Below are 13,926 nucleotides of genomic sequence, written 5' to 3'. Positions count from 1 at the left end.
CCCGATCGCTGATTCGTCAGCGACCGATCCACAATAGAACCCGCCCCCAAGGCGCACAAGCCGGCGGATTCTGGCGGATGCGTAGGCAGCGGCGCAAGGTGTTGTGGCTTGCCGGAAGTATTCTTAAACACCTTTAAACCACCCCAGCCAGTCCTCCGTTGCGCCACAGTTGATTGCTCCCCCACTCTTTTTCGTACCATTTCAAATCTGTATTCAGAGCGCTCAACTGGGTTTACCCGGTCACTTTCATAAGTCTACACACCCGGAAAGATATACATATTTATCGCCGACAAAGCTTCAGGTCTTTAAAAACAGTCTCTCCCTCCTTATTCGCGCCACCACAAAGAAACACTTCGAACATTAATCCACGCCAACTTTTCTCCTTGGAGCCTTACTCTAAAAACCTGTCTACCGCACAAGCATGACAATCAATAAACAACCACCACATCTCATTTATTTCGCTATCAGAGAATGGATTCTGAATCATGAAGCCAATGGACAACTATCTTTACGATTCCAAAAACACACTTCAAAAGAAGACAGTAAGCCAGACCATTACAAACTTTATCAGTGATAAATACGCCAATGAACGTCTTGGCTGGAAATGGGATGAAATTCTGGTTCCGTGCGTGGAGGACAGCATATTTGAGCGAATTCATCGCAGCGGTAAACTTTCGCTTTCCATACTTCTTCGCCACGACGATTTTCACTTTGTCCGCGCTCGCCACCAGATTCCGGACAACGCGATTTTTCTGCTGGATGAGCGAGGCCGGCTCTACTTCAGTCATCGAAGCTCGGTTTCCAGCAACGACCGACCTGCTACCCCGTTTGTTTCTCTCCGGGATATCACCGTGGATGTCGCAGGTCAGGCGGACTTCGAAGACGACCTGCGGTTATTGGCCAGGGTCGCCGCATCCAGCGGCGGATGGATCGTGTCAGGAGACGACATCAGTGTCGGCCAATGGCTGCGATTCAACGGATTGCAAGTACCGACAAACGAACAAGAGACCCGTGACTTGCTGGACCTGTTGAACTTCTCGACATTGCCCGAGCCCCCGAAGTATGGAAACTATTGGCAATTACTGGACGCGCCAGACACGTCGCCATTCAAGCTTGAGGGAAACAACCGGGCAATCATTCTTGATCTGAAACAAAGTTTTACCCTGTATTCTGAAGCCGTCATCAATGTCCTCGGCAGACGCGTGCTGATTGAGACCGGAGCAAGCGACGGCGCTACAACCAGCATGGACTACCGCCTTCAACAATTGCTCGAAAGTGCAGCGTCCCGGCACGGGCAAGATTATCTGTCCCGACTGGGCTGGCTTAATGAAGCAGCTGCCACCCAACAATCGACTGAACTCGCAGAGCAACTGGCGGTTGCCGCGATATTGCTTGATCTCGACCCGACGCTCGATATCACCAATACCCACTTCGCCGGGTTCGATCTGTATTCCAGACGTTACTTCAAACAGCATCCGACCCAGGTTCGAACGGAACTGGAAGCGCATCTGATCAAGAACCTGCACGTCGCGCCTGCGCTCGCCCCGTTGGTATCACAAATGATCCTGGCAGGCATGGCGCCGGAATATCTTTTTACCGACTGGCCGCCCAGCCTGCAGATGGGGACACCGGCCTGGGTGATCGCTACGCAAGCTGTGCATCTGGTAGAAACGCTGGTACCCGGTGTCAGCCGCCAATTGACCTATCAGCATCTGATGGGATTCAGCCAGTCAACGAAATCACTCGCGCCACTGGCTGCTTTGCAGGCCGAAGGCTCAGTGGATCCGGTGGTGACCTGGGCATGGATGAACGAACTCATCAATCGGGATGCACAAGGCAACTTCAGCGCAAAGGACATCAAGCACGCCATACGCGAATATGATCAGTACGTCGACATGATGCTGGAAGCTGTCGAACGATTTTCCAGGCCATTGCCCGACCGTAGACAACTGGCTCTGCAAGAGCTGAAGTCACAGGAACGAAATTGCGACCCCAATGAACTGCTGGTGAAACATCGCGGCAGTGGCGGTGGTGCCGGCAGGAAAGTATCGGTGCTGGATCTTTACATGGGAGATGAGCTTCACACTCAAGATTGGGACCGAATCAAAGGCACCAGTATCTACAAATCCTTTCCGTCCCTGCCCTCTCTGTTTCCCGTCGCCGAACTTTATGAAACAGAAACATCCCGCAGCTTCAATGCCATTGTCGAAGGCCTGAGACGCAACGCCCAGATCGCCATTTCCAATGTGTTTCTACAGGATTCGGAATTTTTCAAACAAGCTGCAATTGGCGTTTACTGCGTTCAGAAAATCAACTACATACCCGCAAGAACCAACGGACGCGGTGGTGTCAGACCTGCCACCTACACCCCTGGCGAAATTGGGCGTTACGGCGTCATTTTGTGCGCACATCACAACCACACCATCAAATGCTTTGAGTTGTTTCCATTGCGCATGGAGTGTCGCTACAACCCGGATTTGACAAGTTTCTTTTCACCGCTGGTTTCCGGCGGTTTCTTCAATCTCGACAGCCGATTCGCCGATCAACGAGAAATGACAAAAGTTCCTGTCGATCTGAAGGCCTACTTAACGAACGTAGCCCCCTCGGTCGGCCTTAAAAGGAGAATCAACGTACGCAAGATTGGTGTGCTTGCTGCTGCCAGTGTCTACACCGATGACTACGATCCGATTCCCTCTTTCAGCTCTGAACGCATTGTGGCGCTTGCGCGCCTGATCGCCGAAAAGAACCCTTACATCACCGAAAGCGAAATTCACCAACTGGGTCTCAATCAAACCGTACGGGAAAAGGCGATTGAAAAGACCGATGCCATCTTCAACGTGATTCTCAACCTGATCATTCCCTTCAAGGGCTGCGTGGAAGGACTGAGCTCAGGGGATCCAAAAAAACAGAATGGTGCAATTTTCGACTGCATTGTCGATGCCGCCGTACTGGCGATGACCGTTTTCACTGCGCCTGTGGCGATCGCTGCCGCCGCCAGCAAAGCTGCGGCCATCGCCGGCAAACTGCTGTCCGCTTCGCGGGTTCTGGCAAAGACGGCCCTCAGCCTGTTCAATCCGTTATCGGGTTTGCCGCAACTGCTCAAGGCGGGTGGCAAACTGATCGGACGAGGGCTGACGAAACTGAGCGGCCATACGCTCTCACTGGCACATCAAGCCAAGCAGCAACTCAGGTTTCTGACCGGTGCCAACAGCTACGACCTGATCAAAGCCATTGAGCACACCGGCTCGGCTACCCAACTTCGAACGTCGCTGGATACCGTCGCTCACGCTCGAGCACTGTTCAAAAATGATCTCATAGAGGATGCGCATCAGGTTCTGCAGAAACTGCATGCAAACGACGCAAAACGATTGAGCAAGATTCCCGAGTCGGAGATCGCGCACCTGCTGGAAAAGACATTGGGCGACATTGCACGCCAGTCCGACGCGGCCCAGTCGTTGAAGAAAGTGCTGGATCCACAAGTGGTCGAAAGTCTGATCAGGCAACAGGCGAAAAAATATACGCTGGCTAATCTCCACCAGTTCAGCAATCACAAGACACTGCCCGAGTTGTTCGAAACGACGTTGACCATTGAATACAAAAACCTGCAGTTCATGCACAACCACCAGCGCACACTGCTGACCATGGATTTGGGCAAGGCGCCATTCGACAGCATACTGGATGAACTGAAGTTCAATCCCGCTGGGCTGACCGATAACACAGAGCGCGCCGCGGCCTGGATTGTTCACGCATCCAGTTCTCGTAACGACGTCGATCGTGTGACGGACCTTCTGCTCGAATTCAGCCGTAACAACAAGCCACTGAACGATCCGGCGGTATACGCCGAGCTGCACAAACGCATTGCTCCCAAGGATGCCGGCGGCTTGCGCAGCCCAACGGGGGAGGCACGCTATCCTTCCAATGTTTCAGGCGCAGCGTTGCTGGAACAACACGCCAAATCTCTGGATCCTGAGGGCGAACATTTTTCCCGGCAGATGCTGGGGGCGATGCTCGGTTATCACAGCTTTGTCGATGGCAACGGGCGCACGGCGCGAGCGGTGTATGCGATTGCGGAGCTGCGCAAAAATCGCTTTCATCCTTTAGGTAAAGCGGCTGAAGACGCCCTGAGCGGACTGAACTGATTCAACCTGCAAATACCCGTGGGAGTGATTCCCACGGGGCTTGAGGCGCCAGCAGGTAAATCGCACTCACCGCCAACAGCAGCGCCATCACCCGGTTGAACAAGCGCATCCCCGCCGGATTCCCTAGATAACCGCGCAAGAAGGTCCCGGCATATGCCCAACACCCCACCGACAGATAACAGATCACCAGATACACCGCCGCAAACTGCCACACCAGCCGCGCTTCGCCATCGGCGACAAACGCGCCCATCCCCGCCACGCACGCCAGCCAGGCCTTGGGATTGAGCCATTGCATCACTGCGCCATAGAGCATTGATGGCGCACGTTTCGATTCGCCTGCACTCAACTGGCCGTCATCGGTGGCCAGTTTCCAGGCCATGAACAGCAGAAACGCGACCCCGGCCAGTTGCACCACGCGGGTCAACGACGGCCACAGTTTGAGCACTTCATGCAGCCCCAAGCCCATTAACACCAGCAACAGCACAAACCCCAGCGTCGCCCCGGCCACATGCCGTTGGCTGGCGCGAAAACCGAATTGCGCCCCCGAACTCAATGCCACGATGTTCACCGGCCCCGGGGTAATGGACGCGGCCAGGGCAAACGCCGCCATCGATACAATCAGACTCATCGCACACCTGCTTCAAATCGAGGAACAAGGCGCTCACGGTAGCCGGCGCACAGCAGGCGGTATTGAAGGAAATTACCCCCGCTCGCGCAGACCCACTACGCTCTGGCTATGCGACCACTTTGACCAGGAAGTCTGCCCGCGATGATTCTGATTCTGTTGCCCTCCGCCGATTACGACCCGACCGAAAGCAGCGTGCCCTGGCAGACGATGCGCAATGCGGGCATCGAAGTACGTTTTGCCACGCCGCAAGGCTTGCCTGCCCACGCCGATCCACGGTTGGTGAATATCGGCTTCGGCCCGTTGAGCCCGATGCTGATGACGCGCAAGGCCGATCTGGGCATTTACACGCAGATGATCGAGTCCGAAGCGTTCAGGCAGCCGCTGGCGTATGCCGATGTCGATACGAGCCAATTTGAGGGTCTGCTGATTCCCGGCGGCCACGCCAAAGGGATGCGCACGCTGTTGGAATCGATGCAGGCACAGCAAATCGCCCTGCAATTTTTCAAGGCCGAAAAACCCGTGGCGGCGGTGTGTCATGGCGTGCTGTTGCTGGCCCGGACGCTCGACCCCGATACCGGGCGGTCGGTGTTGTTCGGGCGCAAAGTGACGGCATTGCTCGCGGCAACCATGGAGCTGCCGGCGTGGCTGATGACGGCTGCCTGGCTGGGGCGCTACTACCGCACCTACAAGCAGACCGTCGAGGCGGAAGTGAAAACCGCGCTGGCCAGCAAAGCCGACTTCAAACGCGGGCCGCTGATCGCCAAACGCGATTGTGCGCAGAAACTGCAATCAGGATTTGTGGTGCGCGACGGCCAACTGCTGACGGCGCGCTGGCCCGGCGACTGCCATCGATTCGCCGCCGAGTGGGTGGCCATGTTGCAGCCACCCGAGCGCTGATCCGCGTTTCAGTCCAGACGCGGCACGGTGAAGCGGAATTCGCTGCCCTGCCCCGGCTCACTCTCGGCAACGATCTGCCCGCCATGGGCCTCGACGATGCCCTGCGTGATGTACAGGCCCAGCCCGGTGCCGGTCGGATTGCCTTCCTTCACCGTCCAGTAACGGTCGAATACGTGCGGCAGGTGATCCTTGGGAATGCCTTCGCCGCTGTCGCGCACCGTGAAGACGATGTCGTCACCGACCGATTTGGCATACACGTCGACCGTGCCCAGGCGCGGAGTGAACTTGATCGCGTTGCCGACCAGATTCGACAGCACCTGAAACAACCGCTCGGGGTCGGCATGGATGCTCAGGTCGGGATCGGCCTCGAACGAGATGCTGATGTCCTTGTCCAGCGCCAGCGGCGCGAGCAGTGATTGCGCCTCTTCGAACATCTGCGCGACATCGAGTTTCTGCGGCGCGATGGTGTAGCGGCCGGCGTCGATTTTCGAGGTATCGAGCAAGTCTTCCAGCAGCGTGTTCATGCGTCCGGCGGCTTGTTGCATGGTGTCGATGGCGGTGGAGATGCGCCGCGAGGTGTGCGGCCCGTCGGAGCTGAAAGCCTTCTGCATCATGCCGCACAGCATTGAGATCACGGTCATCGGGTTGCGCAGATCGTGGGAAACCACCGCCACCAGCTCGTCGCGGGCACGCACCGCTTCCTGCTCCCGGCGCACCTGACGGGCCAGATCATTTTCCAGGGCCGAGCGACGCAAGTCGTTGGCGGCGAACAGATCGCCGTGACTCCACTTGGTGGAGATCCCGGCCATCTCGACCTTCCAGATTTCGAACGAAGTACGCGGCCGCAGACGAAGGCCGGCGTCAGAGTTTTCCAGGTCCAGCGGCTTGCGCGGATCGCCGCTCCAGTTGATGTTCTCTTTGACTTCGGGGCGGAACCACAGCACGCCGTTGTCCACCGGTTTGGGCAGGCTCATGGCGAGCACACCGCTGGCGACCTGCTGATAGTGCGCGGCCGGCGGATAGACGCTGGCCAGGTGATGACTGGCAAACACCGGCTCGCCACGCTCCTGCAACCATTTGTGCAGGGCACGAATCTCTTCCGGCTCCGGGCAGTTGCCGTAACGGTGCAATTGCTTGTCTTCGATGATCGCGATGCCGCCGGCATTGGCCAGCGCCATCAAAACTTGTGGCTGGTTGGCCAGGCCATCGAAGACGTTCTGTGGCGAATCGATCATCGCCTGATTGAGCAGCGCCAGCGCTTCGACTTTTTCTTCCCGTTGACGGCTGACTTCCAGTGCTTCCATCGCGCTGATCTGCAACGACAGCACCTGGCCGATGGTCTGGCACGCGGTACGCAATTCATGCGGTACATGCAGCGGCTGGCGATTGCCGCAACTGATCAGGCCCCAGAGCTTGTCCCCCTTGAGCAGGGAAATGCTCATCGAGGACAGCACACCCATGTTTTTCATGTACTGGCAGTGGATCGGCGACACGCTGCGCAGTGTCGCAAAGCTCAGGTCCAGCGGGGTCTGGGTGTCCGGGCGCAACTTGGGCACCAGCGGCACCGGTTGGTAGTCGGCATTCGGGATGATCCGTAGCCAGTTGGTGCGGTACAGCTCCCGGGCCTGCTCGGGGATGTCGGAGGCCGGGAAAAACAGACCGTTAAAGACTTCCATCGACGGATCGGACGCTTCGGCGATGACCTGACCGTGGCCCTCTTCCTCAAAACGGTAGATCAATACCCGGTCGTAACCAGTCATGGCCTGGATTTCCTTGACGCTGATGTCATACAGCGCCTGCAGGCTCTGGGCCTTTTGCAGGCGCGCGAGCATCCGCCCCAGATGGGTTTCTGTGCCGGCGACGTTACGCGGCTGGAAGTTTTCGACGTGGATTTCCAGCTCCAGAATCAGCACATCCTGATGCCGGTGCACCAAGCCTTCGAACGCGGTGCCGTTGAGGCGAAAGTGCAGCGGCGGCGCATCGGACAGGGCCGGTTGCTGCAAGGCCTGGCGAACCTGTGCGGCATGGGCATCGCCGATCAGGCTTTGCAGGGGCTGGCCGATCAGCTCTTGCGCCGGGCGTGCGAGCAGGGTCTCGACGTTGGCGCTGATCTGAATGATCGAAAGGTCCGGCTCGCTCAGGGTCAGCAGCAAACCGTGCGGCTGGATTGCGCCTGGAAAGCGGATCGGCTCGTCGGCACAGTTGGCCAGCAACTCTTCAAAGGCTTCTTTGTCTTGCGGGTTCATACCAGAACCTCCTGGCTTTCGAGCCACTGCTCGAAACAGCTGAATGTAGTGTGGGCGGCCGCCACGACGGCTTCACGCTCGTCGGCGTCCATCGGGCGACTGCCCAGGTATTCGATGAAATCGCGCCAGCGCCGGCCCGTGGCAGCGCCGTAGATGTCCAGAAACGCTGCGCCGTTGTCCGCGCCGAGATTCAACCGCGTGGCGATCTCCCGGCGCAGGATCTGTCCGCCAAGGGTTGCGCCTTCCAGCACGTACAGCACGCCAAGGCAGGCGGCGGCGGAGTCGATGGCGGGCAACTGGCGGCAGAGCGAAAACTCTCCGCCGCTTGCGCCCAGCGCCTGCAGATCGCGTTGCAGGGTCGGGGTCTTGAGGCGCGAAACCAGATCGAAATCGGCGGGGATCTCGCCGCTGTCCTGCAATGCGCTTTCCAGTGGCTGATAGAAGCCGTAATAGGCGCGCATCAATCGCTCGAAAGCCTGCAGATCAAGGGTATCGGAGAAGAAAGGAAGGCGTTTTTCCAGAGCAATGTGCAGTTCGGCCGTGCCGGCGCGCAGATCCTGCAACACCGGTGGTACATGAACCTCGCGGGCCTTTGCTTGCATGTAGTCGCTCGTACAGTGGGCCGCCTGGGGCCATGGGGGAATGGAGAAGCATTGCGCGAAAGCTTACACGGCAATTGGCCTTTCTGACCCGCCAGATGATTTTTTTCTGGCGGATTCATCACCCTGTGACGGTTTCAGAGTTGACGAGAGCGCAGAAAGTTCGAACGGATTGACGCCCGTCCATCGCTGTACTGCGACTCTGCCGCCTGACTGTACGGTTCAGGCCCCCACGCCCGCGTGATAAAAATACCGCTCCCGTCACCGGAGCCCGCCCCATGGATCTTGCCACCCTCTCCCTGTTCCTGCCCGCCTGTTTTGCCCTGAACATGGCGCCGGGGCCGAACAACCTGCTGTCGGTCAGCAATGCCACCCGCTACGGCTATCGTCGCGCCTGCGTGGCCGGGATCGGTCGGTTGCTGGCGTTCGCCGGGATGATCGCCCTCGCGGCGGCGGGGCTGGCGGTGGTGCTGCAAACGTCTGAACTGTTGTTCTATGGGATCAAGATTATTGGCGCAGGGTATCTGTTGTATCTGGCGTGGCAGCTGTGGCGGGCCAATCCTGCCACCGAAGACGCGGTTGCAGCGCCGTCAAACGGGCTTCTGGCCCTGGCGCGTCAGGAGTTTTTAGTGGCGGCAGGCAATCCCAAAGCAATACTGATCTTCACCGCATTCCTGCCGCAATTCGTCGACCCGGCCCGCGCCATCACCCCGCAGTTCATGCTGCTGGGCGTGTTGTTCCTGCTGCTGGAATGGATCGCCATCAGCGCTTACGCCTACATGGGCCTGCACATGCGCCGCTGGTTCGCCGAGCCGCGCGGCAAACGGATCTTCAACCGTTGCTGCGCCGGGCTGCTGTCGGCGGCGGCTTCGGTATTGTTAATGGCCAAGCGCGCCTAAGCTTCGGACGGGCCCTTGAGTTCGACCTGATTGCCATCCGGGTCGAAGCAGTACAGCGACAGGCCGTAGCCCTCGGCGCCAAAACGGGTGGCGGCTTTTTCGACGGTCAGGCCGCAGGCTTGCAAATGACTGACCAGCGCCGCTTCATCGAACGGCTCGATGCGCAGGCAGAAGTGATCGACATTGCGCCGTTCGCTGCCGGCAGCGGCGCCGCCCTTGCGGCCGATTTCCCCGTCGAGGTCGACCAGATCGATCATCGACGTACCGGCGCGCAGGTGCACCAGACCGAACTTTTCATTGCGTTTGACCACTTCGGCACCGAAAACCCGGTCGTAGAAATCAATGCTGCGTTGCAGATCCGCAACGCGCAGCACGATGTGATCGATGTGTTGAATCGTGAACGGTGGCATACCTTCATTTCCCGAGTTGTAGCGACCCGATCACTGTAGTGCAGCGGCCCGAAAATTCACTGTCGATTTTTCGGTGGAGCCATCGAATAACTGGTTTTATCCTCGGCCCATGAACATACAGACCGCTGTCCTGCCCCCTCACGCCGAAATGGTTCGCGCCATGCTCGAACGCGACACTGCCTATGAAGGCGTGTTCTTCACGGCCGTGAAAACCACCGGGATCTTCTGCCGCCCCAGTTGCACCGCGCGCAAGCCGAAACCGGAAAATGTCGAGTTCTTCGCCCACGCTGACGAATGCCTGTCCGCCGGTTACCGCGCCTGCTTGCGCTGTAAACCGCTGGATGCTGCCGCCATCGCTCCGGATTGGGTGCAGCGGCTGCTCAAAGCGGTCGACGCCGATCCGGAACTGCGCTGGAGCGATGCGCAATTGCTCGCCGAGGGCATCGAGCCGCTGAAATTGCGGCGCTGGTTCAAGCAGCATTTCGGCATGACCTTCCACGCGTGGCTGCGCACCCGCCGGCTCGGCATGGCGTTGGGCGGGATCAAGCAAGGCACGTCCATCGACCACGCCGCGTTCGATTCCGGCTATGAATCCCTCAGCGGTTTTCGCGATGCGTTTCAGAAATCGTTCCACATCACGCCGGGACGCGCGGCAGCCAGCGAGCCGCTGCTGTTCACTCGCCTGACCACGCCGCTGGGGCCGATGATCGCCATGGCCGAACGCCGTGGACTGGTGCTGCTGGAGTTTCTCGACCGCCCGGCGCTGACCCGGGAAGTCGAGGAACTGCAAAACCGCTACGGCTACGTGGTCGCACCGGGGCACAACGCGCATTTGCAGCAGATCGAAAACGAACTGGCGCTGTATTTCGCCGGCAAGCTGAGCGAATTCAGCGTGCCGCTGCACCTGCCCGGCAGCGAGTTTGCCCGCCAGGTCTGGAGCGAACTGCGGCAAATCCCCTACGGCCACACCAGCACGTACGGCACCATCGCCGCACGGCTGGGCAAACCCGGCGCCAGTCGCGCGGTGGGGCTGGCCAACGGGCACAATCGGCTGTCGATCGTGGTGCCATGCCATCGGGTGATCGGTGCGGACGGCTCATTGACGGGCTATGGTGGTGGACAACCGCGCAAGGCGTTTTTGCTCAGGCTGGAAAATGCCGCCGTGCAGCTGACGCAACAACTGGCTTTCTGAACAACCGACAAGAAGGGATCTCGATGAACGCGCTCGACACTCAGTTTCACCAGTTGCACCACGATGGCCTGCTGATCCTGACCAACGTCGCCGACGCCACAGGCGCGCGACTGGTCGAGCAATTGGGTGGCAAAGCGGTCGCCACCAGCAGCGCCGCGGTCGCCTGGGCCCACGGTTACCCGGACGGCAACACCCTGCCGCTCGAGCGTTTGATCAGCAGCGTGGAGTCAATTGCCCGGGTCATCAAAGTGCCGTTGAGCGTGGACATCGAGGCCGGTTATTCCGATGACCTCCGCCGGGTCGCTGAAGTGATCGATGCCGTGATCGCAGCGGGTGCGGTCGGGATCAATATCGAAGACGGCAGCGGCACGCCGGAACTGCTGGTGCGCAAGATCGAGGTCGCGCGGCAAGTGGCCGAGAAGCACAATGCGAAGCTGTTTATCAATGCCCGCACCGACGTTTATCTGAAAAGCCTGGTGCCTGCCGAGGATCGCGTCGCCGAAACCCTGCACCGCGCCGCGCTCTATCAGGCAGCCGGGGCCGATGGGTTGTTCGCTGCCGGGGTGACGTCCTCCTACGAAATCGAAGCGATCTGCAAAGGTACGACCCTGCCGGTCAACGTCCTGGGCTTCGCTTGCCTGCCCTCTCCCGAAGAACTGCGAACCCTCGGCGTGCGCCGCTTGAGCGCCGGTTCCGGGATCGCCGAGTTCCTGTACGGCGCCATGGGCTCGCTGGTGAAGAGTTTTCTCGCCAGCGGCAAGCTCGACACCCATGACCTCAAGGCCTTCACCTATGGCGAAGTCAACGGTCTGCTGAAGTAACTCATGCCCGATCCCTACCAACCGGCCAGCGAGTTTCTGGCCAGCCTCGACGCCGACTGGCAGCGCCACATTGCTGCCATAGGCCCTTGTCTGCATCAGCCGCATCCGACGCGCGATCCCTATGAGTCGCTGGTGCGGGCGATTGCCTATCAGCAACTGCACGCCAGGGCGGGCGATGCGATTGTCGGGCGGCTGGTGGGATTGTTTCCCGGGCAATCGTTTCCGCGTCCGGAGCAGATTCTGGCGACGGGCTTCGACCGACTGCGCAGTTGCGGGTTTTCGGCAGGCAAGATTGCGACGATTCAGGGGATTGCCCAGGCGACCCTGGACGGTGTGGTGCCGGATTACTCGACCGCGCTGGCGATGGAGGATGAGGCGCTGATCGAGCGGTTGGTCAGCCTGCGCGGGGTCGGGCGCTGGACGGTCGAGATGTTGCTGATTTATAGCCTGGAACGCCCGGATATTCTGCCGGCGGATGACTTTGGGGTTCGCGAGGGGTATCGGCGGTTAAAGGGGCTGGAGGTGCAACCGACGCGCAAGCAGATGATTGACATCGGATTGGCGTGGAGCCCGTTTCGCACGGTGGCGGCATGGTATTTGTGGCGGGTAGCCAAGCCGTAGAACGCGTTATCGCTCATCACGAGCAGCACACTCACCCCATCTCTTCCAGGCTGAACCGCACCGACAAAAAACACCGGAGGCCACTCATGCACCTCGAAGGCTCCTGCCACTGCGGCGCGGTTTCATTCACCCTCGACAGCGCCCACCCCTACCCTTATCAGCGCTGCTACTGCTCGATCTGCCGCATGACCCAGGGCGGTGGAGGTTTTGCGATCAACCTGGGCGGCGATGCGGCCAGCCTCAAGGTGCGCGGGCGCAAATACATCACGATCTACCACGCGAAAATGAAAGACGCAGGCGACGCCCGCGCCCACCGCAGCAGCGCCGAGCGGCACTTCTGCTCGCAGTGCGGCAGCGGCCTGTGGCTGTTCAGCCCGGAATGGCCGGAGCTGATCCACCCGTTCGCCTCGGCCATCGACACACCGCTGCCGGTGCCGCCGGAACACACTCATCTGATGCTCGGCTCGAAAGCCCCGTGGGTCGAAGTGCAGGCGAGCGCCAGGGACCAGCAATTCGAGGTCTACCCGGAAGAATCCATCGCCCAATGGCACGAACGACTGAAATTGACCCGATAACCGCCTTCACAGTCTTCGACAGTTTCCCGACAAAGCTGCCAAAGATTGCCGGCCGCCCCCTCACTAGCATGGGCGCATCCAATTTCCCCTCGGGTGCCCCATGCCGGTTTCGTTACGCACATTTTCGCTGTCCCTGACTTCCCTCTGCCTGCTGCTGCCGGGCGATTCGCTGCGCGCCGAAGACTGGCACGCCACCCTGCGTGCCGGGGCCGCCAGTGCGCCGCGTTACAGCGGCAGTGATGAACGGGTAGTGGCGCCATTGGTGGGGGTCGAAATCGTCAGCCCCTATGGTGTGTTTCTCGACAGCAGCCGGGGCCTCGGCTGGGGCTTCGACGAAGAGGATTTCGGCCTCAGCGTCTACGTCGGCGCCAGCGACGTGCGCAAGGATCGCAAGACCGGATTCAAAGGCTCGGACGAGCTCAACGGCATGGGTTCGATCAAGTCGCGCCCGGTGATCGGGCTCGACGGCACGTATCACATGGGCCCGATCATCCTCGGCGCGAGTTTCGAACATGCGCTGGAAAAGGATGACGATGACCATGACACCGGCTCATCGTGGAACCGCCTCAAGCTGAGCATCAGCGCGCCGCTCTACGAAGGACGTTTCGGCAAAGTCACCGGCGGCCTCAACAGCCAGTTCGGCGACAGCAATTACATGCGCACTTGGTACGGCGTCAGCGATGCCCAGGCCTCGCGCAGCCAGTTCCGGGCCTACAACGCTCGAGGTGGGCTGGTCAGTCGCGGTGCGGACCTGACCTGGTCGTTGCCGCTGAATGAGCAATGGAGCGTATCGACCGTTCTGGCGGTGCAGTACCTGAGCCACGAAGCGGCCGACAGCCCGATTGTCGAACGCCGGTTGCAGACCTCGCTGGCCGGACAAGTGGTCTACAGCTTCTGAT

12 protein-coding genes are annotated in these 13,926 nt (G+C 59.6%); 8 read left to right on the top strand and 4 right to left on the bottom strand.

Features of this window, described 5'->3' with window-relative positions; translation table 11 throughout:
• Window positions 1–485 precede the first annotated feature (485 nt).
• The gene (locus K3819_RS12180; RefSeq protein ID WP_085613052.1) at window positions 486–4,139 is read left to right on the top strand and encodes a hypothetical protein; all 3,654 of its coding nucleotides are present in this window, start codon (window positions 486–488) and stop codon (window positions 4,137–4,139) included.
• Between the two features lies 1 nt (window position 4,140).
• Here K3819_RS12180 and K3819_RS12175 read toward each other — a convergent pair whose 3' ends face one another.
• Window positions 4,141–4,767 carry a LysE family translocator gene (locus K3819_RS12175; RefSeq protein WP_221399395.1) on the bottom strand — a complete coding sequence of 209 codons (627 nt, stop codon included), beginning with the start codon at window positions 4,765–4,767 and terminating at the stop codon, window positions 4,141–4,143.
• Between the two features lie 141 nt (window positions 4,768–4,908).
• Between K3819_RS12175 and K3819_RS12170 the strand changes: the two genes are divergently transcribed.
• Entirely contained in the window at window positions 4,909–5,664 is a 756-nt protein-coding gene (locus K3819_RS12170; protein WP_221399394.1) for a type 1 glutamine amidotransferase domain-containing protein, read from the top strand.
• Between the two features lie 8 nt (window positions 5,665–5,672).
• Here the strand turns inward: K3819_RS12170 and K3819_RS12165 are convergent, their stop codons facing one another.
• Both K3819_RS12165 and K3819_RS12160 read right to left on the bottom strand, forming a co-directional pair.
• Window positions 5,673–7,910, bottom strand: a complete 2,238-nt coding sequence (locus tag K3819_RS12165) for an ATP-binding protein (protein WP_221399393.1) — start codon at window positions 7,908–7,910, stop codon at window positions 5,673–5,675.
• Entirely contained in the window at window positions 7,907–8,512 is a 606-nt protein-coding gene (locus tag K3819_RS12160) for a biliverdin-producing heme oxygenase (protein ID WP_085613048.1), read from the bottom strand. Before K3819_RS12160 ends, K3819_RS12165 begins: the two co-directional genes overlap by 4 nt.
• A 275-nt stretch (window positions 8,513–8,787) precedes the next feature.
• On the opposite strand from K3819_RS12160, the gene K3819_RS12155 reads away from it, so the two are divergent.
• Window positions 8,788–9,408, top strand: coding sequence for a LysE family translocator (locus tag K3819_RS12155; protein ID WP_085613047.1), 621 nt, complete (start codon window positions 8,788–8,790; stop codon window positions 9,406–9,408).
• Here the strand turns inward: K3819_RS12155 and K3819_RS12150 are convergent.
• The gene (locus tag K3819_RS12150; RefSeq protein WP_039770856.1) at window positions 9,405–9,818 is read right to left on the bottom strand and encodes a VOC family protein; all 414 of its coding nucleotides are present in this window, start codon (window positions 9,816–9,818) and stop codon (window positions 9,405–9,407) included. The genes K3819_RS12155 and K3819_RS12150 overlap by 4 nt on opposite strands.
• 109 nt (window positions 9,819–9,927) lie before the next feature.
• On the opposite strand from K3819_RS12150, the gene K3819_RS12145 reads away from it, so the two are divergent.
• From K3819_RS12145 to K3819_RS12125, 5 genes are all read left to right on the top strand, one after another.
• On the top strand, window positions 9,928–11,010 hold the full coding sequence (locus K3819_RS12145) for a bifunctional transcriptional activator/DNA repair enzyme AdaA (protein ID WP_221399392.1): 1,083 nt from the start codon (window positions 9,928–9,930) through the stop codon (window positions 11,008–11,010).
• A 23-nt stretch (window positions 11,011–11,033) separates the two neighbouring features.
• On the top strand, window positions 11,034–11,831 hold the full coding sequence (locus tag K3819_RS12140; RefSeq protein WP_221399391.1) for an isocitrate lyase/phosphoenolpyruvate mutase family protein: 798 nt from the start codon (window positions 11,034–11,036) through the stop codon (window positions 11,829–11,831).
• Between the two features lie 3 nt (window positions 11,832–11,834).
• A complete protein-coding gene (locus tag K3819_RS12135; RefSeq protein WP_221399390.1) occupies window positions 11,835–12,452 on the top strand; it encodes a DNA-3-methyladenine glycosylase in 618 nt (205 codons plus the stop codon).
• Between the two features lie 86 nt (window positions 12,453–12,538).
• The gene (locus K3819_RS12130) at window positions 12,539–13,027 is read left to right on the top strand and encodes a GFA family protein (RefSeq protein ID WP_221399389.1); all 489 of its coding nucleotides are present in this window, start codon (window positions 12,539–12,541) and stop codon (window positions 13,025–13,027) included.
• A gap of 100 nt (window positions 13,028–13,127) precedes the next feature.
• The gene (locus tag K3819_RS12125) at window positions 13,128–13,925 is read left to right on the top strand and encodes a MipA/OmpV family protein (protein ID WP_221399388.1); all 798 of its coding nucleotides are present in this window, start codon (window positions 13,128–13,130) and stop codon (window positions 13,923–13,925) included.
• The last annotated feature ends 1 nt before the right edge of the window (window position 13,926 follow it).

The organism is Pseudomonas sp. 3-2, from assembly GCF_019710535.1.
Taxonomy (GTDB): domain Bacteria; phylum Pseudomonadota; class Gammaproteobacteria; order Pseudomonadales; family Pseudomonadaceae; genus Aquipseudomonas; species Aquipseudomonas pharyngis.
The sequence above is the reverse complement of the archived record's forward strand: the minus strand, read 5'-3'. Positions and strand labels throughout refer to the sequence as shown.